Raw genomic sequence first — 21,838 nt, forward strand, 5'->3', positions numbered from 1 at the left:
TAAATTTACTTGATTTGTCATTAAACTAGTCGAAATTTCCCGTACAAGAACCTCTACTAGTTGCCCACCCCATGGAAAATCTGGATAGCAAAAATTGGAATGAAGACCGGTACAGTGAGCTGAATGCGTACTTTAGGGAGAGAATCAGGAAACAGCTGGACGAACACCCAGACCTGCAACAGCCGAAAACAGACCGGAGAAACCTGCAGCTGGCGGAAATCATTGACAGCCTGCCCCTCCATGACCAACTGCTCTGGCAGGAGTTTCTGGAGCTGGACCAGCTCAAGATGCACCTGGACATGCAGAATTACCTGGAGGGCAAAGGCTCCCCCACAGACTTTCAGAACCGTTTCATTCAGCGGTACCGGAACCCAGATGACACCGCCTCCCAATGGTAGGCCGGGCGTCTGCCTTCTGGGGTGCGTTCTGTTTTAGGGCTGTTTTTAGAAAAACAGCCCTAAAACAGAAACTCTGAACCAGGTGGTGGCCCCTCTATGGGTAAAATACAGGCTCTTTCTCCTGCTAAAAGCGGCCAGTACCGCAACGCCCGCTAATTTTTCCCGTTCAGTTAGTTCTGTTTAATTCTTTCATACTATGGAATTTAAGGAGCTACCCATTAAAGTGAATGCCAGCGGGGAGGAAAGAAAAGTGGGCTTCGAATTGGAGTTTGCGCAGGTGGGCGTAGACGAGAGTGTACAACTTATCATAGACTTGTACGGCGGCACCTGCCAGAAGGAACACCGGTTCTCGCAGAAGGTGGTGAACACCCGCCTGGGTGATTTTTCTGTGGAAATTGACCTGAAACTCCTCACTGAGAAGAAATACAAATACATCTTTGACAAGCTGAACATAGACCTGGAGCACATTCAGGTGGGCGGCAGCACCCTGGAGGAAAAGGTAGAAGATGCGCTGGAGAGCATGATCCAGAAGGTGATCCCCTATGAGGTGGGCGCGCCGCCCATTCCTTATTCGCAGCTGCATCTGTTAGAGCCGCTCCGGAGGGCGCTGCTGGAGCACCACGCCCAGGGCACTGAGGCGTTTTTCACCAACGCCTTCGGCACCCACATCAACACAGAGCTGCCTGCCTCAGACCCGGCTACCATTCTCCGGTACCTGCGCGCGTTTCTGCTGCTGTACCCCTGGCTGGTGGAGAAAGGGCAAACTGATTTCGCCCGCCGGCACATGACCACGTTTATCAACCCGTATCCGGCAGAGTACATAGCCCTGGTGTTGCCCCCCTCCTACCAGCCAGACCTGCCGCAGCTCATTGAAGACTACCACCACTACAACCCAGACCGCAACCGTCCGCTGGACCTGTACCCGCTTTTTGCCCATCTGCAGGAAGAGCTGGTCAACAGCTACACCAACCTGGGCAGTGTGAAAGCCAGAAACACATTTCATTACCGGCTCCCCAACAGCCGCGTCTCAGACCCCAACTGGACCCTGGCCCAGGAATGGAACCTGTGGGTGGTCATTGAAGAGCTGGCCGCACAGCCCGGGCAAATAGCGCAACTGAGCCAGGAATACCTGCGTCTTAAGAAAGACACCCTGCTGGGCTTTGAGGAGAAATGGGTTAAACGTATGAACGAGTGGCATTCTTAGAAAACAGAAACAAAATCAACCGCAACCGCCCCACCATTGGAGTCACGGGGCCAGACAAGGGCGGCGAGGTGGCGTGGCTTTTTGCCGCCCTGGGGGTACGGCTGGCCGGGGGCAAACCCGTCCGGATCACGCCCTCCTCCCCCCGCACCTCAGACGGTTTGCAGGGGCTCATCATTGGCGGCGGCGCCGATATTGACCCGCAGGTGTTTCAGCAGGAAAACCTCATCAACGAGTACCTGCAGCGCACGTTGCAGCACCCCCGCAAAAGTTTCCTCACCAGAGTTGGCCGGTTCATCCGGTGGACGTACTACCCGCTCCTGTTCTTCCTCCGGAAGTTATTCAGCCGGAAGCCCCAGTGGTCTGTTGACCGGGAGCGCGACCATCTGGAGTTCCAACTCATTCACCAGGCCTTCACCAAGCGGTTACCGGTACTGGGCATCTGCCGGGGCTCCCAACTCATGAACGTCTATTTTGGCGGCACCCTCTACCAGGACATCCAGACGTTCTACAAAGAGGAGCCCAACCCCTCCAGCATTTTCCCGGTGAAGAAGGTGCGCATTGCCCCGGGGAGCAAACTGCAACAGGTGCTGGGGGTGGAGAAACTGAAGGTGAACGCGTTGCACCACCAGGCGGTCCATGTTCCTGGCCGGGGCATCCAGATTGTGGCGAGGGAGAAAAACCAGGTGGTGCAGGCTATTGAGAACACACTGGCGCCTTTTATGCTTGGCGTGCAGTGGCACCCAGAGTACCTGCCGCAGCACCAGGAGCAGCGGCGCATTTTTAAAAGTCTGGTGCAGCACGCGCGGTTGGTACAGGCACAGATTGAGGAGCCTGATATGCAGCAGGCCATCTCTTCGCCCAGAAGCAGGGCGCTGGAGGCAATTGAGCAGCAGGAAATGAACCTCCAACCCCGCTCCGGTAATGCCTGAGTTTCTGTTTTTGGCCTGTTTTTCAGAAAACAGGCCAAAAACAGAAGGTTATTCCGGTTCTTAGATAAAGAAGCTGATGTGAGATTTCAGGTTTAGGTTTTCAGAGGCTTTTGGCTGGCGCAGGCTGTGGCCATGTTTTGGACCTACTTTCCCAAAAACAGCCCGGAAACAGAAACTTGCCTACTTACAAATGCCCAAGCAGATGCTTACGCCCGGGGCTCAAAAGAAAACGCTCAACCACGTCAATGCCAGACAACCAACCAGCGCATTGCCAAAAAATGAAACGCCTTATTTCAGGGAATCAAAGGCGTACTGGGCATCGGTCCAGAATTCATCTAAGGCTATGATGCGCGGTTTGAAGAAGGTGATGAGCGTTCCCCAGTCATCTTTGTTGAACACATTCACCGCCGGCAGTTCTGTGTAGATGCGGCTAATGGTCTCCCCCAGTTCGTCCTGGGCGTGAAGCTCCCATTCCCAGGTTTCGCCCAGCGTTTCATGCAAAACAAGTTTCAGGGCCTGAAACTGCTCAAAGAACATCTGTTGAATCTCCAGGTCACGGTGGGTCATCTCAATCCCGATGGAGGCGGCTTTTTTTTCTGCCCGCATCCGGAAGTACACGTTCTTCAGCCCGGTTTTATAGTTAGACCAGTTGATCCTCATCCCCTCAGCCGACGGGATAGGGGCCATGTACTGGCCAAACGTAGTCCAGAAGGCCTGCCGCATCTGTGAAGCTTGTTCTCTTGTATACATAGTCAAATAGAAAGAGCGGCCACAAAGGTAAGGTCTGGCGGCTTGGGTTGCCTCCTTGGCCGCGCTTTTCCCAAACTCCCCCTGTTGGCACCCGCCACCGCTCCTTAGTACTTTCTTGTTGCTAGGGGTGTGCCCAACCCCCTCTTCCATCTTTTTATTTAGTCAGCCGAAGGCGAAAAGGCGCCTGAACCCGTTCCAGACAAGCACAACCTGCTGTAAAAGAAGGCGCTACACGGTTGTTACGTACATTTTGCCCCTTCAGTGTGCCTCCTTCCCCTGGGCAGGCCTGTTGAATAAATACCAACTTTTAGGTATTCTTTTCCTCAACTTTTAGCGGGTACTTTGCCACCAGTGGAAAGCAATCCGTTGATGATTCCATTGGGTTTTTTGTTTTTGTTTATAAAAAGGGGGAATCGGGGGATATCCCCCTTTTTAGCTTTAGGGGCAGCAGCTGCCCTACTGCGTCTTCTCCAGGTGTGAGCGCTACCACTGCTCGTGCACCGTAGGCTTGATGTACTGGTTATAAACAGCCTCCACCCCTTGCATCTGCTCAGGTGAGAGCGCAGGCAGGGCCGCCGCCTGCAGGTTGGTGGTCACCTGCTCCGGCCGGGAGGCCCCGGGAATCACGGTACTCACCTCCGGGAACATCAACACCCACCGCAGCGCCCACGCCGCCAGCGGCGCCTGCCCCGGGAACAGCTTCTTCAGTTCTTCGGCCGCCTCTACCCCTAAATCATAGTCAACCCCAGAGAACGTCTCCCCTTTGTCAAACGCTTCGCCGTTCCGGTTGAAGTTGCGGTGGTCCTCTGGGCTGAACGAGGTGGCATGGGTGAACTTACCGGTTAACAAGCCGCTGGCCAGCGGAACCCGCACAATCAGCCCTACATTGTTATCCTGGGCTTTAGTGAATAACTGCTCACTGGGCTTGAGCCGAAACATATTGAAAATCACCTGGATGGTGGCCACGTTCCCGTAGTCCATGGCAAGCAACGCCTCCTCTACCAGCTCCACACTCACGCCCAGGTTCCTGATCTTGCCCTGTTCCTTCAGGCGGGCAAAGGTCTCAAAGATCTCAGGCCGCCGGTACACTTCTGTAGGCGGACAGTGCAACTGGATCAGGTCCAGGGTTTCAACGCCCATGTTCCGGAGGCTCTCCTCTACGTATTTCTGCAGGCGCTCCGGAGTGTACCCCTCGGCGGTATGCGGCTGAATCTGCCTTCCGCACTTGGTGGCAATAAAGACCTCCTCGCTTCTGCCCTTGACCACTTTGGCCACGGCCGCCTCACTTAACCCGTCACTGTACACGTCTGCGGTGTCAATGAAGTTGACCCCGCCGTCAATGGCGGCATTGATGATTTCTGCCGCCGTGGCCTCTTTGAAAGGCTCTCCCCAACGGCCCCCCACCTGCCACGTGCCCAAGGATACCTCAGAGATTTGAAAGCCGGTTTTGCCTAATGTTCTATAGTTCATATTGCTGCTTCTTAAAAGTTCACTTACAAACCAATCCAGCCAAACGTGCGCCTTCTGTTTTAGGGCTGTTTTCAGAAAAACAGCCCTAAAACAGAAGCTCCTTTGCAGACGGGCCACTAGTATATACTGTAAAACTGGATCTAAGATATGCCTTTACGGCCTGCCACCGTTAGCGGTGCTGCGCATAGGTGGCCGCAGGCAGAAGTTGTTGCAGCATTGCTACCTGTTGGGGGGCAAGCGGTGCCGCCCTGGCCGCCGCCAGCAGCTGCGCCAACTGCTCCCGGGTTCGCACTCCCAGAACGGCTGTAGCCACCGCCGGCGCCTGCAGCACATACTGTACCGCCAGGGCGAGCTCTGAAGCATCTTGGGTAGCCAGGGCCTGAACGGCCGAGGCCATTTTTGCCACCTGCCCGGCAGAAAGGTCCAAATATGCTTTTGCGGGCTTCCCGAGCAGCAATCCTTGGGCCAGGCTTCCGCGGGCTAAAACGCTGATCTGGTGCTGCTGGAGCAGATCCAGCACTTCTTCCTCGGGTCTGCGGTCCAGCAGGCTGTACTGCATCATCACGCTCACCAGGTTGGCCCGCCGCACATACTCCCTGATCACGTTGGGCCTGATGGAGGAAATACCGTAGTACCTGATCTTGCCCTGCTGCTGCAGCAGTTCAAAAGCCTCAATGGTCTCCTCAATGGGATCTTCCAGGGTGCCGCCGTGTAACTGGTACAGGTCAATGTAGTCTGTTTGCAGCCGCCGCAGGCTCTGCTCTACCGCCTGCAGAATGTAGGCTTTGCCGGGGTTCCAGTCCCAGCCGCTGCCGTCTGGGCGCCACTGGTTTCCTACTTTGGTGGCCAGTATCACCTGGTCCCGCACGCCTTTGAAGGCTTTGCCCACGGTTTCTTCGTTCCCGCCCTGGTCATAGAGGTCGGCGGTGTCAAAGAAGTTGATGCCGCCCGCCAGGGCCTGCCGCAGCAGTGTGGTGTTTTCTGAAGGGGTTCCTTTCAAAGACATGCACCCGAAGCTGAGGGTGCTGACGTGCAGGTCTGAGGTGCCCAATTGGTGATACTCCATGTTCGCGTCTGTTTTTGGCTGTTCTTTCCTTCTTGAAGTTGTGTAGCGTCTGCTGGTCAGCCCCGGGCGCCAGCGTACACCGGTGCCCTGTTAGAAGCTTCTGTTTAAGGGCTGTTTTTTAAAAAGTAGCCCTAAAACGTAGGCACTAGCAGCTGGATGCTGAAACCGGAAAACTCTAAACAGCTTCTATGTTTACATCTGTCTTTTACCCGGTAAAACGCCCTACAGGAACCTGCGCTCACCCGTTTCCCGCCCCGTAAAACTTTTACGTGGTGTAAGAACGGCTTCCGTAGAACCTTTGTCTGGTACATTTTGCCCGTTAAACCCAACCGGTAAACATGCTTTTAACGCAAGTTCTGCAAAGAGGGCTACCGGCACAAGACAAGTAAACGGCGGGTAAGTCTACAGCCTGGCCCAGGGATTCTCCCTTTCCCGCCTGAGCTGGAAGTAGAGCAGCAGAAAATAAACAAGGTCAAAGACAAAGATGCCGCCGTACAGCAGCAGCAGCAGATAAGACTCCGGAAAATAAAGGTAAAACAGCACCGACGGAAAGATGGTCCCCACCATCTTCGCCAGGGCAATGTAGACCGACTGCCCCTGCACGCCCTTCCGTTTCAGGAACAGATGCACAAACAGGATAGACATCATCAGGTTCTGCCCAAAGGCGGCATAAATGCCAATGTACTCGTTAAACTCCACAGAGATCACCGCAATGAGAAGGGCGGCGAACACCAGCGAAAACAGGAACGCGGGGTAAAACAGGTTCTGGGGCAGCTGCTCCGGAAAACTGCTTCGGCCGTACCTGATGTATTGCCAGAGAATGCCCACGTCAAAGAGAAGCCACAGGTAATCAATGAAGAGCTGGGGCTGCGGGTGCGGGAACACAAAGGAGAAGATGAACTCCCAGGAGACATTGGCGCAGAGTGCCGCCATGGGCATGCCGTAGGTTTTGTCCAGGAAGCCGCGCCGAAGGATCAGGAGGTAGGTGATGGTCCAGAAGATACCGCTGCCAATCATCAACAGGTGGGAGACGGTTTCGTTCAGATGTTGTGGGTTCTGTAACATATTTCCCTAAACAGAACTATGAGGCAGTAGGTTTGAAATGGAGGGCTGCGTTTTGTAAAGGGGCGGCTGGCGACCTGTTTTGGAGCTGTTTTGCTGAAATCAGCTCCAAAACAAACGGCAGGGGAAAACTTTTCTCCCCGCTGTTTTGAGGCTGTTTAGGAAAAAACAGGCCATAAACGCTCCCCCTACAAGACCCGCCCCACTTCATTCAAGCTGGCCCAGAAACGTACGCATGCGGTCATAGTGGGATCCTTTCCAGTAGACCCGCCGGCAGCTGGCGCACTGGAAGAATTCATGGAAGTACAACTTTGTTTTCGGCGGAAGCCGCTCCTGCACAGCTTCTTTTGGCACTTCTGTTAAGGTGCCGTTGCAGACGGTGCAGCGGGTAAATGGCTGGAACCACGGCTTTAGATCATACCGCCTGATTACTTCCTCCAGCTGTGGGCGGGTGTGCTGGGACCGGAGCCAATAGCCCCATTGCACCTTTCTGTGCTTCAACAGGCCCACGTCTCTGGTGAGCACCACCCGCTCCTCCCGCTCGGCAACGGCGGCAATGGCCGCATCTGGCATCTCCTGGGCGTACACAGTATCAAATCCCAGCAGCCGGAGCGCCCGTGCCAGCGTTCCCAGGTGTACATCTACCACAAAAACGGGTAGGCCCGGTGGCGCAACTGCGGGTAGCAGGGGTTCAGTACCCGGGGGCGCCTCAGCGTGGGCAAAGACTTCTACGCAGGCACCGGGAGTCAAAGGTTCTTTGAAGCGCACAGACATGCCGTTCAAAAGAATGGCACCCACCTCAGGGTGCGGCACCCCAAGCGCCTCAACGGCATCTTTTACGGCTGGCGATCCGGTAAACCTATACGTTCCCCAATCCGGTTTCCGGTTCAGCGGGTAGAAGTCCCGCAGGGGACCATAAAATTTGAAAAGCGCCTCCTTCTCCATTGTTACCAACATACTGCCGCCCCCTCAGAAAGTTTTACCGTTCTTAGGCCGAACTTGAACCAAATGGATAGTAGAAGAGGGTGGCTCCCTGTTTTAGGCCTGATTTTCAAAAAACAGCGCTAAAACAGAAAATAGCGGGAGGCCGGCTGTCACCGAGGCAAAGCGTTCAACCTAGGCTGTGCCCAGGTCAGGGAAATAGGTGCTGATGATCTGGTGTACCATGGCCACCGACAAAGGTTTGCTCCTGAACGCAGCCACCTCCGGTGCCTGGAGGGCTTTTTTTTCGTCTTCGTGGTTCACAGAGGCTGACAAGACCACAATGACCGGCTTGGTAGCCGTGTCTTTTGCTAGTTTACGGTACTCATCCAGGAAGTCAAACCCGGTGTGGCCGGGCAGGTTCAGGTCCAGGAAGACGAGGTGGGGCAGTTGCGTGGCTGGGATGGTTTGGTCCTGGAAGATGGCCAGAGCGTCTGGCATGGTCTCTACTACGTTGAGCGTATGGGGCACGCCAGACGCCTGCAGGGTTAGCGTGTGCAGAAAGTTAGTGGTGTCATCATCATCAACCAACAAGATATTCAGGCTTCTGGTAAGCATTGTTCTTTGGTAAGCGGTAGGCTAAAGCGGAAAATGCTCCCCCCCTCCGGGTTTGGTTCCACCCAGATTTTGCCGCCGTGCAGCTCCACAATCTTACGGCAGTACGCGAGCCCTATACCGGTACCCTCATACCTTGACTTTGGGTGAAGACGCTGGAAAATAGCAAAGACTTTGTCCTGAAACTTAGGTTCAATGCCAATTCCGTTGTCAATAAAAGAAAAAAGCCAGTGCTTGTCCAGCTTTTGGACCTTTATCTGAAGGCAGGGTTGGGTGCCTGGCCGCTGAAACTTGAGGGCATTGCTGATCAGGTTCTGAAACAACTGCTTGATCTCCAGCGCATACCCCTGCAACTGCGGCAGGTTGTCTGCCTGAATCTCAGCCTCCTTTTCTTTGATAAACGTGTCCAGGTCGGCCAGCACCGTCTCCAGCAGGGTCTGGCAGTTGACCCATTCCAGGGCATTTTCTTTGCCAATGCGCGAGTACTCCAGCAGCCCCGTAATGAGGGCCCGCATGCGGTGCACAGACTGCCTCAGAAAACGCAGGTACATCTGTGAGGGCTCATCTAACCGCCCCTGGTTCTGGCTCTCCAGATGGTCTACCAGGGAAGAAATGGTGCGCAGCGGCTCCTGCAGGTCATGCGAGGCGATGTAGGCAAACCGCTCCAGTTCCTCGTTCTGGCTTTTCACGGTGATCAGCATCTGGCCCAGGTGCTTTCCCTTCTCTTTAAGCCTCCGTTTCAGGTTTGCCTCGCGCACAATGGTTTTCTGCAGGCCGGTAAACACCAGGTCTAGCAGGGCAGACGTGATCAGGCTTAAAAACAGCAGGTTCACAGAAAAGACTATCCAGCCACTGGTGCTGTACAGTTCCAGCAAAGGCAGGTCAAAGAGCCGGTACTGAATGACCACGCCAAAGCCCAGGCAGAGTACGCAATTCACCGCCACCGTGAGATAGGCTTTTTTAGGCGAAAACGTGAGGGCGGTAAAGATGGTCACCGCCCACAGGTACAGCACCCCGGGGCCAAACGTGCCCAGAAAAACAGTCAGGCTCACGGCCAGCAGGTAGAGCAGCACCACCAGAAACGTCTTTTTCACCTGCAGGCGCAAACGCCGGGTAAAGGTGATCAGCAGCATGGTGCAGAAGGCGAACAGCTCAATACAAGCGAGCACGTCCTGTCCATTGATGTAAGCGGCAACCAGGCAAGGCACCAGGGCCACCAGACTTACCGGAATGCTGTACAGCAACACATTGGCGAACAGATAATCCCGCCAGAAGGACAGGTCTTTCAGGTTAGGTTCAATGGGGCCAATGGTGTTGCCCATCACATAGTTCCTGTACCGTTGCCACCCGTTCATGCGTACATTCCTGAAATAAATTCATTTTTCTTAATATTACTAAATATTCGCAGCACTTGTACATCTGCCCAGGCCGGGCAGCCAACGCAAGAGGAAAAAACCGATATAGTACGGGCAAACCCAAACTTTTCACGGCTTCTCCTGTTTCACAGGCGAAACTTTACCAGTACCACCTCTTAGCTGCTTTACCCTTGTCACCCATCTCTGTTTTCTGGTTCCGGCGCGACCTGCGTCTGCAGGACAATGCCGGCCTGTACCATGCGCTCCAGGCAGGTGCCCCTGTGTTGCCTGTCTTTCTCTTTGACACAGACATACTCTCCCGCTTACCCAGCAGGGAGGACCCGCGGGTGAGCTTTCTGCACCAAACAGTACAGGCGCTGCGCCGCGAGCTGGAGCAGTTGGGCTCTTCGCTGCTGGTGCTGCATGGTACCCCCCTGGACATGATGAGGCAGCTGGCAGCGCGGTACCCGGTGCGGGAAGTCTTTGCCAACCATGACTATGAACCGGCGGCCCGCTCCCGTGATCAGCAGGTGCAGGAGTTTCTGCATGGGCGGGGCATTGCCTTCCACACGTACAAAGACCAGGTGATCTTTGAGAAGCACGAGGTGGTGAAAGACAATGGCACCCCCTACCAGGTGTTTGGGGCGTACAAAAAGAAGTGGCTCCAGAAGCTGAACCCATTCTATTTGAAGCCTTACCCCACCCCCCGGTATTTCCAGCATTTCTTACCCTCCCCGCCTTTGCCTGTGCCTTCTCTGCAAGAGCTGGGTTTTGTACCGAATGGGATAGTGTTCCCGGCAAAAGGGGTGCCTACCCAACTCATCAGAACGTATGACCAGACCCGGGACCTGCCGGCGTTGGCGGGCACTACCCGGCTGGGGCTGCACCTCCGGTTTGGCACGGTCAGCATCAGGGAGGTGGCGCGGCAAGCGCACCAGTTGAATGCCGTCTGGCTTTCTGAGCTGATCTGGCGGGACTTCTTTATGATGATCCTGTTCCATTTTCCGCACGTGGCCACCCGGCCGTTTCATTTGGCGTACGAGCACGTGCCGTGGCAGAACCAGCAGGAGCAGTTTGCCCGCTGGTGCGCCGGTACCACCGGCTACCCGCTGGTAGACGCCGGTATGCGCGAACTCAACGCCACCGGCTTCATGCACAACCGTGTGCGCATGGTGGCGGCCAGTTTCCTGGTGAAGCACCTGCTCATAGACTACCGCTGGGGCGAAGCCTATTTTGCAGAGAAACTCCTGGACTTTGACTTAGCCGCCAACAACGGCAACTGGCAGTGGTGTGCGGGCACCGGCTGTGATGCCGCCCCTTACTTCAGGGTGTTTAACCCCGCCGCCCAAGCCGTTAAGTTTGACAAGCAACAGCAGTACATCAAGCGCTGGGTGCCGGAGGTGGGCACGCCTGCTTATCCGGCTCCCATGGTAGAACATGCCTTTGCCAGAGACCGGGCGCTACAGGCCTATAAAAGTGCTTTGGCTGCCGTCTAATGTTAAGCGGCACGTTTCTGTTTTGGGGCTGTTTTTCAGAAAACAGCCCCAAAACAGAAACGTGCCCAAAATCAGAAGAGTCTGACTAAGCAGTAAGGGTTGGCTCGTGGCCTAGGCGGGGATTTTGCGGGGAGGGGTAGGCTTCTGCTCCGTTTCACCGTATAAATACGGCAACCTTGCCCGTCTCTATGAAAAGCTCTTACCTCAACTGGATCCAGCGCCACTATTCCAAGATCATCCATAGCATCGCCTTTTATCCGGCCATTATTGCGGTAGGGTTTCTGGTGCTTTCTTATGTGTTGCTGGCCATTGATTTTTCGCCGTTTGGCAAGAGCATCAAAGCGCAGTGGGACTTCATTAGCCTGAAAGACGCCAGTACCGCCCGCACCATTGCCGCCACCATTGCGGCAGGCATTCTGTCCTTGACCGTTTTCAGTTTTTCTATGGTCATGATTCTGCTGAACCAGGCGGCATCTAACATGAGCAACCGGGTGCTGGACAGCATGATCGGGAACCGGTTTCAGCAGTGGGTCCTGGGTTTTTACATTGGCACCATTGTGTACGCCCTGTTCCTGCTCAGTACCATCAGAGACATTGACTCAGGGGTGCACGTGCCGGCGCTCAGCGTCTACCTCCTTATTTTCCTGACGGTGGTAGACATCTTCCTGTTTATTTACTTCCTGCACTACATCACCCAGTCTGTAAAATATGACACGATTATAGAGCGCATACACCGGCAGACCAAGAACTCCCTGGAGAAGCTGTGCCCGCTACGCGAACAGGTTGAAAGCGTCTCCTTCACGGCCCCGCACGTGCAAGAAGTCACCCTGCAGGCGTCTTCTACCCTGCAGGCCGTCAATGAAAAAGGGCTGCTGCGGTTCTGCCAGCACAACCAGTGCCAGATTCGCTTCCACCACCCTACCGGCACCTTTTTGCTGGCGGGCACCCCTTTTCTCACCGTTTACGCCCAGCAGCCTCTTTCAAAAGAATCTCTGCAGGAGGTACAGCGGCTGGTGTTATTTTACCGGGGGGAGCCCGTTGCGCAGAATGCGTACTATGGCTTTAAACAACTGAGGGAAGTGGCTTTAAAAGCGTTGAGCCCCGGCATCAATGATCCCGGCACGGCGGTACTGAGCCTGCAGGCCCTGGCAGATCTTTTCGCTTTTAGAATGGAGCATTTCCCCCGGGAACAGGAGAAGGACCAGCAGGGAGCGGTACGGGTTTTAAAGAAGGAAACCACCTTTGCCGAACTCTTCACTGACACCCTCTACCCCATCTGGGATTACGGGAAGGAAGACCGGACCCTGAGACAGGCCCTGCACCATCTTCTCCTTCTGCTAAAAGCAAAAGCCCACCCCCCCGCGCAACAGCAATGCATTGAACACCTGCTGCAAACCGTCAAAAACCAGGAACGGCAGAAAGACGCCCTTTAAAAAACTTTTTTGGCACTGCCCCTAGAAAATGGGGAAGTACAACCCTATGTTCAACAGGGCTTCGGCGGGAAAGAAGAAACTCACCTGAAACACAGAATGACGGGCCTCTGGAAACGGGTTCAGGAATTTGTTCAGGCTGTGCTGGTACCGTAGCTCCAGCCCCAGATCCAGTTTTTTGGCGAAATGCACGCCCGCCACGCCCACCAGGGCCAGGTCTGGGCTGTTTACGGCATTGTCCATGAGCAGGAACTGGCCGCTCCCCTGGGTTTTGATCTGCACGTCACCAGACTTGAACGCAATCTGAGGCCCGGCGCCCACGTAAGCGGCTTTGAATTCCTTTATAGGGTAATACCGTACTATGACCGGGATCTGAATGTAGTTCATGGTCAGCTCCTCCAGGTCCATAGCCCCTCCCGGATTGGTCACCCTGAAGCCTACCCGGGATAAATTGACCTCGGCGTTCACGTTGACATCCCCTTTGTAGGTCAGGGAGTGGGTATAGCCAATCCCGAAGCTGTAAGACAGGATTCTCTTTGTTTTGTAAGAATGAGAGTCCCAGCCCACCGCCCCAGCCCAACTAAGGCCCACCCGGGTGTACACGTCGCTCTTTTTATCAAAATACTGCTCGTACACATACCCTTCCTCCTCCTCTTCTGTCACCTCCTGGGCCTGCGCTGAAAAAATGACTGCGGAAAAAAGAAAGAAAGCCGCCAGTAAATGTTTCGTGGTCATGGTCATCCAATTACAGGAGGCTAAGGTAAGCATCTTTTCAGGATGCACAAGGCACTCCCGCCTCTGCCACCACCGCAATGGTGAGCAAGAACACGGGACAGTTAAACTGACTGGCAGCACAACAAGGCCGTATTTTCTGTTTTCGGGCTGCTTTTGTAAAAACAGCCCGAAAACAGAAAATACGGGTTAATCCTTTTTCCAGTGTCTGTCTAAGAAACCAGAGCGGCCAGAGCCTACAAAGTAGCGGCCGTAGTGGCTGGGATTCTTTTTATAATAGTCCTGGTGGTACTCCTCAGCGCGGTAAAAAGGCACGGCTGGCAGAATAGGAGTGACAATGGGCAGGTCAAACGGCCCCTGCTTCTCCATCTCCTTCTTAGAGGCCTCTGCCTGCTCCCGCTGCTCCTCTGAGTGAAAGAAGATAGCCGTCTGGTAAGAAGAGCCGCGGTCTCCAAACTGTCCGCCGGCGTCTGTGGGGTCAACAGACTGCCAGAAAACCTCCAGGAGTTCTTTGTAGCTGATCACGGTGGGGTCAAAGGTCACCTGTACCGCCTCATAGTGGCCGGTGGTTTCTGAGCAGACCTGCTCATACGTGGGGTTGGGCACATGCCCGCCGGTGTACCCAGACACCACTTCTAGTACGCCGTCATATTTATGGAACGGTTTTACCATGCACCAGAAGCACCCCCCGGCAAAGGTGGCTTTCTCATACTGCTTGTTCTCTTGCTCTGTGTTTTCCATAGTTCTGTGACAAAAATATCTTCGTCTGTATGCCTGATTCCCTTCGTTATTAACTTAGCAGCCCGCCTGTGTTCCTCTAAAAAAGAGTGGCCCATTAAGAGAAGTTCATACAAGCGGGGTTTCCCCTTATGCCAAACCCTTCCCAATGCGGCCGTTTCAGCAAGGGCAACTCTAAATTACGGTTTTCTTGCCTGAAAGATCAAACAGCCCTACCCTTGCATGGTTTTGCCACCTTATGCCTTCCGCATAAAGTGGCTGAGGCCGCCGGCCCGGTACCAGGCGTACCCATAGGCGTTGAGCGTGATGTGGTGCTGCCGGTTTTCATCTGCTTTGCTTTCCCCGTTTTTGCAGAGGTTGACAAGGGTTTGCTCATACTCCTCCTGCAGAGTAAACGAGGCCACGTGGGCATGGCTGTCAAAGTTGTGCAGGATCACCAGGCAGCTGTTCTGCCAGCGGTAGTGCATGACCAGAATCTGGGGGGAATCTGTCTCCAGAATCTCCCAATCGCCCCAGCCTATTTCCGGGCACTCCTGCCGCAGCCTGATCAGCGCCGTCATCCAGTTCAGCAGCGAACCGGGATCGCGGCGCTGGGCCTCCACGTTTACCTGCTGGTAGGCGTAGGGGCCTTCGTCAATGAGCGGGTGCACCAAGTGGTTGGCCTCAGAGAACCCGGCCTGGGCGTCACCAGACCATTGCATGGGGGTTCTCACCGCATCGCGTTCCTCCAGGCTCAGGTTCTCGCCCATGCCCAGCTCATCTCCATAGCGCATGACGGGCGTGCCGGGCAGGGAGAACATGACACTGTACGCCAGTTCCAGCTGCTGCCGGTTGCCCAGCATGGGGGCCAGCCTCCGCCTGATGCCGCGGTCATACAGCTGCATCTTCTTCTGGGGGCCAAACTTCTCAAAGACCTTTTGCTTCTCCTCCTCTTTGAGCCGGTCAATGTCCAGTTCATCATGGTTTCTGAGAAAGTTAGCCCACTGTGCCGACGGAACTTTTGTTCTGGTTTCCTCCAGCGCCTTGGCCAAAGGTCTCACGTCTGCCGTTGCCAGACTGTAAAACAGGTACTGGTTCACGTAAAAGTTAAACATGAGGTGCAGCCCCTCTCCCTCTTCCCCAAAGAATTTTATGCTTTCCCGGGGCTCCACGTTGGCTTCGCCCAGGAGAACGGCATTGCCCCTGCGCCACTGCACAAACCGGCGCATTTCTTTGAGGTAGTCAAACTTAAGCTCGCTGCCCAACTTCCCGGCGCCCTGGGTTTCCAGAATAAACGGCACCGCATCTACCCTGAACCCCGCCACCCCCAGCTCCAGCCAATAGCCCATGATGCGGTGAATCTCCTCACGCACCTCTCGGTTTTCAATGTTAAGGTCTGGCTGAAACTTGTAGAACCGGTGAAAATAATAGGCTTTGGCTTTGGCGTCATAGGTCCAGGTGGCTTTCTGTACCCCCGGAAACACCATGCCCTTGTTCCAGTTCCTTGGTTTCTTCCTGGACCAGACGTACCAGTCCCGCAGTTTGGCATTCTCACCAGACCTGGCGTTCTGGAACCACGGGTGCTCGTCTGAGGTATGGTTCACCACCAGGTCAATGATGACTTTGATGCCCCGCTTGTTGGCCTGGTGCATGAACTCCACAAAATTACCGCTGGTCCCGTGCCGGGGGTCTACCCCATAGTAGTCTTTGATGTCATAGCCGTTGTCTTTGTTGGGGGTGGGTTGAAAAGGCGCCAGCCACACCGTGTCCACGCCCATTGCCTGCAGGTAATCTAACCGGCGGGAAAGGCCTTCAAAATCACCTACGCCATCACCGTTCAGGTCCATGAACGTTTCTAAGTCAAGGCTGTAGATGATGGCATTCTTGTACCAGAGGTCTTCAATCATGAGTATCAAATTTCTTCTTTCGGCCCTGGCCGAAAACAGGTAAGGGGAAACCAGGTTCGTTTTTAGCCTGTTTTTGGAAAAACAGACCCAAAACAGAAACCTGTACCGGGTTTATACGGATGCTTTCTATACGCAGGCAGACCGCAGAAGATGGCGAAAAATGCGGCTGTCTCCCCCTCAGGCACGCGCCCCGTCTGTCTCACAAAAGAAGAGGCTCAGCGAGATGATCAACTCTGAGGCACCTGCGTATAAGGCTGTATCCACTATACCCCCACTTGTGTATGAAAAAATCTTTTACCCTCGCTTTTGCCTTCGGCGCCTTCCTTCTGCTGTCAAACCAAAGCATTGCGCAGACCACAGAAAAGACAGAGGCGGTCTCTGACCAGCGCAAGCTGGAAATAGAAGCCCGCCAACGGGCGTATGAAGAGAAAGTGGTAGCCAGAATGGAAGCCCGCGCCGAAGCCCGCGAAGCCAAAGCCGCCGCCCGGGAGGCCCGCTACCAGCGCGATGAGGCCCATGAAGCCGCCCAAATAGCCCAGCGCATGGCCAAACTGGAAGCCAAGGCCCTGCGACGCCAGGAGAAACGGAACAGCAGAAACACCTTTACCTCAGAGGCGGTGGTGAAGTAACCCTCCCTGCCAAAGCCTGAAGCCCAGAAACAGTTTTTCTGTTTTGGAGCCGTTTTAGCCAAAACGGCTCCAAAACAGAAACCTGCGACAGGCTATCCACAACCAAGCAGGGCTGGCGCTCTGGGAAAGGGTCAAGCAGTTTACCCGGTTTCCCTGGAAGTAGACCAAGGTAGGGAGATGCGCTTGCCTGTACGGCTGTTTTCGGGCTCCTTTTCTGAAAACAAGCTCAAAACAGAAGTAAGACAAAAACCGCCCGCAGTCGTTTGTGCCAGGTACACCCAAAAGAACAAGAATATGCCTCCAGGCAAACAGAAAGGCCGCTCCAGGAGCGGCCTTTCTGTTTGGTTTTCTTGAGCAGGTGTTGTCTGAACAGGAAAAAAATGGCAGGGAAGTGGCTTCCTTTGCCGCCAGCGGGTCTGGAGACTTACCTGATCCCTTGTCCCGAGACAGACGTCTTGCGCCAGAGGTACAGACTTGCCCTTACAATGAACCTCATCCTTTCAGAAAAACGGGAAAGGCAGGATACAGGAGAGCAGCAGGACACAGCCGCTCAGTAAAGTCTGGCAAATCCAATCCCTAACCACTGGCGCAAGCCACCCGATACGTGCCAAAAGATAACCGGAGTCTCCAGAGTCACTGCCACCCTACCCACTACATTTCAGGTAAAATTCACCAGCTTTCTGTTAAGGTTGGGCCGGTTTGGCTCCCGCGTTTTTCCCGGCAATGGCTCCCTTCTCAATGGCTTTGTAAATGGCGTCTTGAATGCGCGGCCTGATGTTCAGGCTCAGGAGTTTATTTGACACTTTTGGGTGCACCCTGTTAGACAGGAACACATACACCAGGTTGTGCCTAGGGTCTACCCAGACGCAGGTGCCGGTATAGCCGGTATGCCCGTAGGTTTGCGGGGAAGCCAACTTAGACGGATACCCTTTGGTGGTGTCTGGATCCCAGCGGTCAAAACCCAGCCCCCGGCGGCTTACTGCCGACTGTTTGGAGGTGAAGAGCTGCACAGTTTCCGGTTGGAAATACTGCACCCCGCCGTAGGTGCCCCGGTTCAACATCATCTGGTACAAGATGGCCAGGTCATTTGCCGTGGAAAATAAACCCGCATGCCCGGAAACCCCGCCCAGACGCGCTGCTCCCCCATCATGCACATACCCTTGCAGCAGCTCTTTTCTGAACCCATGGTCAACTTCAGTGGGCACTATGCGGGATTTCTCAAAGCGGCTCAAAGGCAGGAAACCGGCCGTCTGCATACCCAACGGGTGGTAGAGGTTTGACTGGACCAGCTCGTTCAGAGGCGTCAATGTCTGCCGCTCTACCACTTCTTTCAGGAAATACATGGTCAGGTCTGAGTAGATGTACTGCCCCGCCGTTCCCATTTTGGCACTGAGCATTCTGGGCCAGACCACTTCTTTGAAATAGGTATCCCGCATAAAGGTGCTGTCGCCCGCCTTGATGGAGTAGCCGGGCGCGGGGGTGCGGCGCTGGTCTTCGGCCCGCAGGGGCAGCCCCACCCCGGCCGGTAGCCCCGCCTGATGCAACAAGATGTCCCTGAGGGAAATATTTGCTTTACTAGTGCCCTCCGCCGAGGGGATGAACGTGCTGAACGGGGCGTCTAAGCTCACCTTCTGCTGCTCATACAACTCCATTACGGCCATGGTGGTGGCAGAAACCTTGGTCACCGAGGCCAGGTCAAAAATATCTGTGATGCGGGTAGGCCGGCTTTTGTCATACGTGTGGGAGCCATAGGCTTTGTTGAAGATGACCTTACCGTCTTTGGCCACTAAGACAACGGCCCCGGGGGCTGCCTGCTCCCTGATCATTTCAGCGGCAATAGAGTCAATGGGCCTCTGCAGGTCATTGGTAGAGATACCCACTTCCTCTGGCACCGTATATTTCAACCGGATGGCCTGGGTCTTGTGCCCCGCCCCTTTGGCATATTTGGCACTGTAGGTTTTGTCCAGTTCGGCGGTAGCCGCTACCCCTCCAAAAATAAGCTGGGCGGCAAAATCTGCGGTGGCCGCCGTTTCTTTCTCAGACCAGATAAGGGGGGCCGTTAACGTTTCTGCGTTGGCCAACAAGGCCGGCTTGCCATAAACGGCCACCACCAGTTGTTTGTCTTTCTGCAGGTCTTGCAGGAAACCTACCACCTTCTGCTGCTGCAGTTGGGCAGCCGGCAGTTGCACCAGCACTGTTTTGTAGAATTTCAGATCATCATTCAGGCTGTTGAGGGAGGAATCTGTGAGTACGGCGGGCGCCGAAAAACTACTTACGGCGGTGTATTTGTTCAGGAGGCTGTCAAAAACAGCGGCATGGGCTGCCCCTATGGTGACGCTGGCAATCTGCTGCTCAAGATCTTTGACGGGCACCAGCCCCTGCTGGTTGTTCAGCAGTACCGTGGTTTTGGCCGCCTCTCTGTGCTGCTGCAGCCAGGTCTGGTTTTTCCTGGGAGGCGTCTCTACAGACGTAGTTCCGGCAAAACCAATTGCCAGCACCAGGCAAAGGAAAAGAAATAGGTAGAAGGGTTGAGAAAAGGTTCTGTTCATGCCGTTGTTCACTTCTTAATGCAGTAAGGTAAACAATTATAAGAAAATATCATGCCATTGGCCCCTCTTTATCTACGCTTCTTTCTTTTCTCAGGCTTTTTTTATAGAATCATACCGGGCAGGGGTGGCCATTGACACACGCACTTATTCCTGCTTCCTCTCAGGGTTCTATAACAAAACAGCCTTTCCCGCAGATATGGTTTACTGCGGAAAAGGCTGTTTTACGGTGGCATGAAATTGCAGTTGTTCAGAGGTTTTATTGGTCCCTGGCGCACGCGTTTGCTTCTGCCCTCATAAGGTGGCAAGCTTCTGTTTCTGGGCTGTTTTTGGAAATTAGGCCAAAAACAGAAATGGAAGATGGCCATACGCCCTGTGAGAGACAGCTTCTACTGCAGTTCCAGGATTTATTAATCCTTCCCTTTTACAAAACGGCCATACTCCGGCACGGCTATGGTGGCAAAATTGGTGACCAGCTGGTGCAAGCCCTCTTCTAAGGCTGCGCCGTGCATGACCTGCCCGTGCCCCGGCACAATAATTTGCGGCTGTAACGCGTGCAGCTTCTTCACAGATTCATAAGCGGCATTCCAGTCAGTGGTGAGGTAACGGGGCGGGCCTTGCACCTCCTCTTTTTGCACCAGTACCTTGTATAGGGAATCCTGCTTTACGGTGATCACCGCATCCCCTGAAATCAATACCCGGTCTGCTTCCCTGAACAGGGACACATGCCCGGGCGAATGGCCGGGGGTGAACACCCAGTGCCACCCGGGCATGGCCGGTACGGTGCCGTCTGCAGGCAAAGGCAGCAGACGGGCCTGGCTGATGTCTATGGGCTCATGCGGGAAATAAGAGGAAATCTTGGCGTTCAAGCCTCCTTCTACGGTGGTGTCTGGCTCCGGATAGGCCTGTTGCCCGGTCAGGAACGGAAACTCCAGCGGGTGGGCGTACACAGGAACGCGCCACGCCTCCAGCAGCCCCACCAGTCCGCCCACATGGTCAAAGTGGCCGTGCGTCAGGACAATGGCGGCCGGACGGGCCAGGGTCCCAAACACACCCTTTGCCACGTCCATGATTTCCTGCGACGACTTGGGCATACCCGCGTCTACCAGCACCCAATGGTCAGCAGTGCCCACCAGCGCAAAGTTCACAATCTGGTTTGTGTAGTAGTACACATCCGGACAGACCTGTTTGATCATTCCTGAAGAAACCGAGGTCATGGGAATAAATTTATTGTCTTCGCTCTGGCGCATGTTCATATCCATACTAGCAAGGAATTACAGGTGGAAATGCTATGCTTAACGCGGATTAACGCCAAGTGTTACAGGCGGTAACAGGCAGTGGCCGGCGGTGGGGAATGCCCAAATAGCCTCTCTGTTTTTGACCTGTTTTCAGGAAAACAGCGCTAAAACAGCTTGCACTGACAGAGCAAGTTTGTGGGGCTTGCGCCGGTGCGCAGAACAAGGTGCTGTTTCACACAGACATTTAGTTTTTCAGTTCAACACTCCTTTAAGGAGCATGAAAGCTTCCTTTTATTCTAGGCCAGTTCAAAGCTCTCCACTTCCCGCACTTCCCCAGATGCCAGATTGCCTAGATGCAGGTTCCCAATGCGCACCCTGACCAGTCTGAGGGTGGGAAACCCCACGGCCGCGGTCATTTTCCGGACTTGCCGGTTTTTGCCTTCGGTGAGGGTGATGGAGACCCAGCTGGTGGGGCCGTGGCGGTCATCGCGCACCCGGCGGCTCCGTTCCGGAAACGCCGGGGCGGGGGTAAGCGCCCTTGCCTGGCAAGGCAGCGTTTGGTACGGCTGCTTCTCATGGGTAATCAAAAGCCCCCCCTGTTGCAGTTGAGCAATGGCCTCTGGGGTGATGCGGCCGTCTACCTGCGCGTAGTACTCTTTCTCTACTTTCCGGCTGCGCACGTACTCGCTCATTTTGCCGTCTGTGGTGAGCAGCAGCAGCCCTTCGCTGTCCTGGTCCAGTCGGCCAATGGCCATGGTGCCCGCCGGGAAGGCATGCAAATCTCCCAGTAGCTTCTTGTTTTTGGGGTTGCCTATGAACTGGCTGAGGTAGCCGAATGGCTTGTGCACAATGAAGTGACGGTGGGGTAAGGATGCTTCAGCCAAAGGATTAATGCGTGTTTTGGCGCTAATTTCCGGAAAACAGGTTAAAAACAGAAATTTGCGGTTCTGCCTTTTCTACTATGAGGAAGGCAAGGCACAGGGCCGGTCTTGCAGAAGCCTGTTCTTACCCTGGAGTCTCATGTTTTCTTTGCTGTTGCAGGAATGCGTGGTTTGCTGGTTCCGTTGGCTGTTGGATGATGTGTCTCAATGGAGCAACTGTTTCATTTTTTGCCACTTCTGCCTGTAGCAATGCATAATCTGCTGTTCCCTTGGCTGGGCTGCTGCCGTAGCCCGCTGTTCACTTGGCTGTGCCGCTTGCTGCAATGCCGTTATTTTAGGAATGCGTAGTCCGCTGCTCCCTTGGCTGGTCTGCTGTTAACAGCGCCTCACTCAATGAGTTGTTTCATCTTTTCCGGTAAGCGCTCACGGCCGCGGGGCCCCGTCCTGGCGGTGAGCACTGCTGTTAAAACTAGGCCCTCCGGCCTTGCCGCT

19 protein-coding genes are annotated in these 21,838 nt (G+C 54.6%); 6 read left to right on the forward strand and 13 right to left on the reverse strand.

Translation table 11 applies throughout. From position 1 onward, the window contains the following. The first annotated feature begins 71 nt into the window (after nucleotides 1-71). The 3 genes from FHS90_RS16730 (at nucleotide 72) to FHS90_RS16740 (ending at nucleotide 2,531) form a co-directional block, all read left to right on the forward strand. Nucleotides 72-398 (forward strand): hypothetical protein, encoded by a 327-nt coding sequence (locus FHS90_RS16730; RefSeq protein ID WP_182513900.1) that lies wholly within the window; start codon nucleotides 72-74, stop codon nucleotides 396-398. A gap of 196 nt (nucleotides 399-594) precedes the next feature. Continuing rightward, the gene (locus tag FHS90_RS16735) at nucleotides 595-1,602 is read left to right on the forward strand and encodes an amidoligase family protein (RefSeq protein WP_182513901.1); all 1,008 of its coding nucleotides are present in this window, start codon (nucleotides 595-597) and stop codon (nucleotides 1,600-1,602) included. After that, complete coding sequence (locus tag FHS90_RS16740) at nucleotides 1,590-2,531, forward strand: gamma-glutamyl-gamma-aminobutyrate hydrolase family protein (RefSeq protein ID WP_182513902.1); 942 nt, start codon at nucleotides 1,590-1,592, stop codon at nucleotides 2,529-2,531. The genes FHS90_RS16735 and FHS90_RS16740 overlap by 13 nt, the downstream gene beginning before the upstream one ends. Before the next feature lie 288 nt (nucleotides 2,532-2,819). Here FHS90_RS16740 and FHS90_RS16745 read toward each other — a convergent pair whose 3' ends face one another. The 7 genes from FHS90_RS16745 to FHS90_RS16775 form a co-directional block, all read right to left on the reverse strand. Continuing rightward, nucleotides 2,820-3,281 (reverse strand): DUF4268 domain-containing protein, encoded by a 462-nt coding sequence (locus FHS90_RS16745; RefSeq protein WP_066829499.1) that lies wholly within the window; start codon nucleotides 3,279-3,281, stop codon nucleotides 2,820-2,822. 483 nt (nucleotides 3,282-3,764) lie between these two features. Continuing rightward, nucleotides 3,765-4,751 (reverse strand): aldo/keto reductase, encoded by a 987-nt coding sequence (locus tag FHS90_RS16750; RefSeq protein WP_182513903.1) that lies wholly within the window; start codon nucleotides 4,749-4,751, stop codon nucleotides 3,765-3,767. 169 nt (nucleotides 4,752-4,920) lie between these two features. Further along, nucleotides 4,921-5,817, reverse strand: coding sequence for an aldo/keto reductase (locus tag FHS90_RS16755; RefSeq protein WP_182513904.1), 897 nt, complete (start codon nucleotides 5,815-5,817; stop codon nucleotides 4,921-4,923). Between the two features lie 402 nt (nucleotides 5,818-6,219). Beyond that, nucleotides 6,220-6,882: a transmembrane-type terpene cyclase gene (locus FHS90_RS16760; protein ID WP_182513905.1), complete on the reverse strand. Its 663-nt coding sequence runs from the start codon at nucleotides 6,880-6,882 to the stop codon at nucleotides 6,220-6,222. Between the two features lie 204 nt (nucleotides 6,883-7,086). Continuing rightward, a complete protein-coding gene (locus FHS90_RS16765) occupies nucleotides 7,087-7,836 on the reverse strand; it encodes a Mut7-C RNAse domain-containing protein (protein ID WP_246387111.1) in 750 nt (249 codons plus the stop codon). Between the two features lie 159 nt (nucleotides 7,837-7,995). Then, on the reverse strand, nucleotides 7,996-8,418 hold the full coding sequence (locus FHS90_RS16770; protein ID WP_182513906.1) for a response regulator: 423 nt from the start codon (nucleotides 8,416-8,418) through the stop codon (nucleotides 7,996-7,998). After that, complete coding sequence (locus FHS90_RS16775; protein WP_066829491.1) at nucleotides 8,400-9,770, reverse strand: sensor histidine kinase; 1,371 nt, start codon at nucleotides 9,768-9,770, stop codon at nucleotides 8,400-8,402. The genes FHS90_RS16770 and FHS90_RS16775 overlap by 19 nt, the downstream gene beginning before the upstream one ends. A gap of 191 nt (nucleotides 9,771-9,961) precedes the next feature. Here FHS90_RS16775 and FHS90_RS16780 point away from each other — a divergent pair, with 191 nt between their 5' ends. Next, entirely contained in the window at nucleotides 9,962-11,266 is a 1,305-nt protein-coding gene (locus FHS90_RS16780) for a cryptochrome/photolyase family protein (RefSeq protein WP_182513907.1), read from the forward strand. Between the two features lie 188 nt (nucleotides 11,267-11,454). Next, nucleotides 11,455-12,699: a DUF2254 domain-containing protein gene (locus tag FHS90_RS16785; RefSeq protein ID WP_182513908.1), complete on the forward strand. Its 1,245-nt coding sequence runs from the start codon at nucleotides 11,455-11,457 to the stop codon at nucleotides 12,697-12,699. Nucleotides 12,700-12,720: 21 nt separating this feature from the next. Here the strand turns inward: FHS90_RS16785 and FHS90_RS16790 are convergent, their stop codons facing one another. The 3 genes from FHS90_RS16790 to FHS90_RS16800 form a co-directional block, all read right to left on the reverse strand. After that, on the reverse strand, nucleotides 12,721-13,431 hold the full coding sequence (locus tag FHS90_RS16790) for an outer membrane beta-barrel protein (protein WP_161947671.1): 711 nt from the start codon (nucleotides 13,429-13,431) through the stop codon (nucleotides 12,721-12,723). Nucleotides 13,432-13,617: 186 nt separating this feature from the next. Then, entirely contained in the window at nucleotides 13,618-14,169 is a 552-nt protein-coding gene (msrA, locus tag FHS90_RS16795; RefSeq protein ID WP_066829481.1) for a peptide-methionine (S)-S-oxide reductase MsrA, read from the reverse strand. A gap of 233 nt (nucleotides 14,170-14,402) precedes the next feature. After that, the gene (locus FHS90_RS16800) at nucleotides 14,403-16,052 is read right to left on the reverse strand and encodes an alpha-amylase family protein (protein ID WP_182513909.1); all 1,650 of its coding nucleotides are present in this window, start codon (nucleotides 16,050-16,052) and stop codon (nucleotides 14,403-14,405) included. A 281-nt stretch (nucleotides 16,053-16,333) separates the two neighbouring features. On the opposite strand from FHS90_RS16800, the gene FHS90_RS16805 reads away from it, so the two are divergent. After that, nucleotides 16,334-16,681, forward strand: a complete 348-nt coding sequence (locus FHS90_RS16805; RefSeq protein ID WP_066829478.1) for a hypothetical protein — start codon at nucleotides 16,334-16,336, stop codon at nucleotides 16,679-16,681. A gap of 683 nt (nucleotides 16,682-17,364) precedes the next feature. Here the strand turns inward: FHS90_RS16805 and FHS90_RS16810 are convergent. The 3 genes from FHS90_RS16810 to FHS90_RS16820 form a co-directional block, all read right to left on the reverse strand. Beyond that, nucleotides 17,365-19,230, reverse strand: a complete 1,866-nt coding sequence (locus tag FHS90_RS16810) for a serine hydrolase domain-containing protein (protein ID WP_182513910.1) — start codon at nucleotides 19,228-19,230, stop codon at nucleotides 17,365-17,367. A gap of 407 nt (nucleotides 19,231-19,637) precedes the next feature. Continuing rightward, nucleotides 19,638-20,489 carry an MBL fold metallo-hydrolase gene (locus FHS90_RS16815; protein WP_182513911.1) on the reverse strand — a complete coding sequence of 284 codons (852 nt, stop codon included), beginning with the start codon at nucleotides 20,487-20,489 and terminating at the stop codon, nucleotides 19,638-19,640. A gap of 272 nt (nucleotides 20,490-20,761) precedes the next feature. After that, the gene (locus tag FHS90_RS16820; protein ID WP_182513912.1) at nucleotides 20,762-21,349 is read right to left on the reverse strand and encodes a pseudouridine synthase; all 588 of its coding nucleotides are present in this window, start codon (nucleotides 21,347-21,349) and stop codon (nucleotides 20,762-20,764) included. Nucleotides 21,350-21,838 lie beyond the last annotated feature (489 nt).

The organism is Rufibacter ruber (assembly GCF_014138425.1).
Classification (GTDB): Bacteria; Bacteroidota; Bacteroidia; order Cytophagales; family Hymenobacteraceae; genus Nibribacter; species Nibribacter ruber_C.

What these genes read in the sequence shown, in the direction of transcription:
- FHS90_RS16810 (WP_182513910.1), bottom strand. Translation starts at nt 19,230, where the DNA reads ATGAACAGAACCTTTTCTCAACCCTTCTACCTATTTCTTTTCCTTTGC.
- FHS90_RS16755 (WP_182513904.1), bottom strand. Translation starts at nt 5,817, where the DNA reads ATGGAGTATCACCAATTGGGCACCTCAGACCTGCACGTCAGCACCCTC.
- FHS90_RS16730 (WP_182513900.1), top strand. Translation starts at nt 72, where the DNA reads ATGGAAAATCTGGATAGCAAAAATTGGAATGAAGACCGGTACAGTGAG.
- FHS90_RS16745 (WP_066829499.1), bottom strand. Translation starts at nt 3,281, where the DNA reads ATGTATACAAGAGAACAAGCTTCACAGATGCGGCAGGCCTTCTGGACT.
- FHS90_RS16770 (WP_182513906.1), bottom strand. Translation starts at nt 8,418, where the DNA reads ATGCTTACCAGAAGCCTGAATATCTTGTTGGTTGATGATGATGACACC.
- FHS90_RS16815 (WP_182513911.1), bottom strand. Translation starts at nt 20,489, where the DNA reads ATGGATATGAACATGCGCCAGAGCGAAGACAATAAATTTATTCCCATG.
- FHS90_RS16785 (WP_182513908.1), top strand. Translation starts at nt 11,455, where the DNA reads ATGAAAAGCTCTTACCTCAACTGGATCCAGCGCCACTATTCCAAGATC.
- msrA (WP_066829481.1), bottom strand. Translation starts at nt 14,169, where the DNA reads ATGGAAAACACAGAGCAAGAGAACAAGCAGTATGAGAAAGCCACCTTT.
- FHS90_RS16805 (WP_066829478.1), top strand. Translation starts at nt 16,334, where the DNA reads ATGAAAAAATCTTTTACCCTCGCTTTTGCCTTCGGCGCCTTCCTTCTG.
- FHS90_RS16775 (WP_066829491.1), bottom strand. Translation starts at nt 9,770, where the DNA reads ATGAACGGGTGGCAACGGTACAGGAACTATGTGATGGGCAACACCATT.
- FHS90_RS16790 (WP_161947671.1), bottom strand. Translation starts at nt 13,431, where the DNA reads ATGACCACGAAACATTTACTGGCGGCTTTCTTTCTTTTTTCCGCAGTC.
- FHS90_RS16735 (WP_182513901.1), top strand. Translation starts at nt 595, where the DNA reads ATGGAATTTAAGGAGCTACCCATTAAAGTGAATGCCAGCGGGGAGGAA.
- FHS90_RS16765 (WP_246387111.1), bottom strand. Translation starts at nt 7,836, where the DNA reads ATGTTGGTAACAATGGAGAAGGAGGCGCTTTTCAAATTTTATGGTCCC.
- FHS90_RS16750 (WP_182513903.1), bottom strand. Translation starts at nt 4,751, where the DNA reads ATGAACTATAGAACATTAGGCAAAACCGGCTTTCAAATCTCTGAGGTA.
- FHS90_RS16760 (WP_182513905.1), bottom strand. Translation starts at nt 6,882, where the DNA reads ATGTTACAGAACCCACAACATCTGAACGAAACCGTCTCCCACCTGTTG.
- FHS90_RS16800 (WP_182513909.1), bottom strand. Translation starts at nt 16,052, where the DNA reads ATGATTGAAGACCTCTGGTACAAGAATGCCATCATCTACAGCCTTGAC.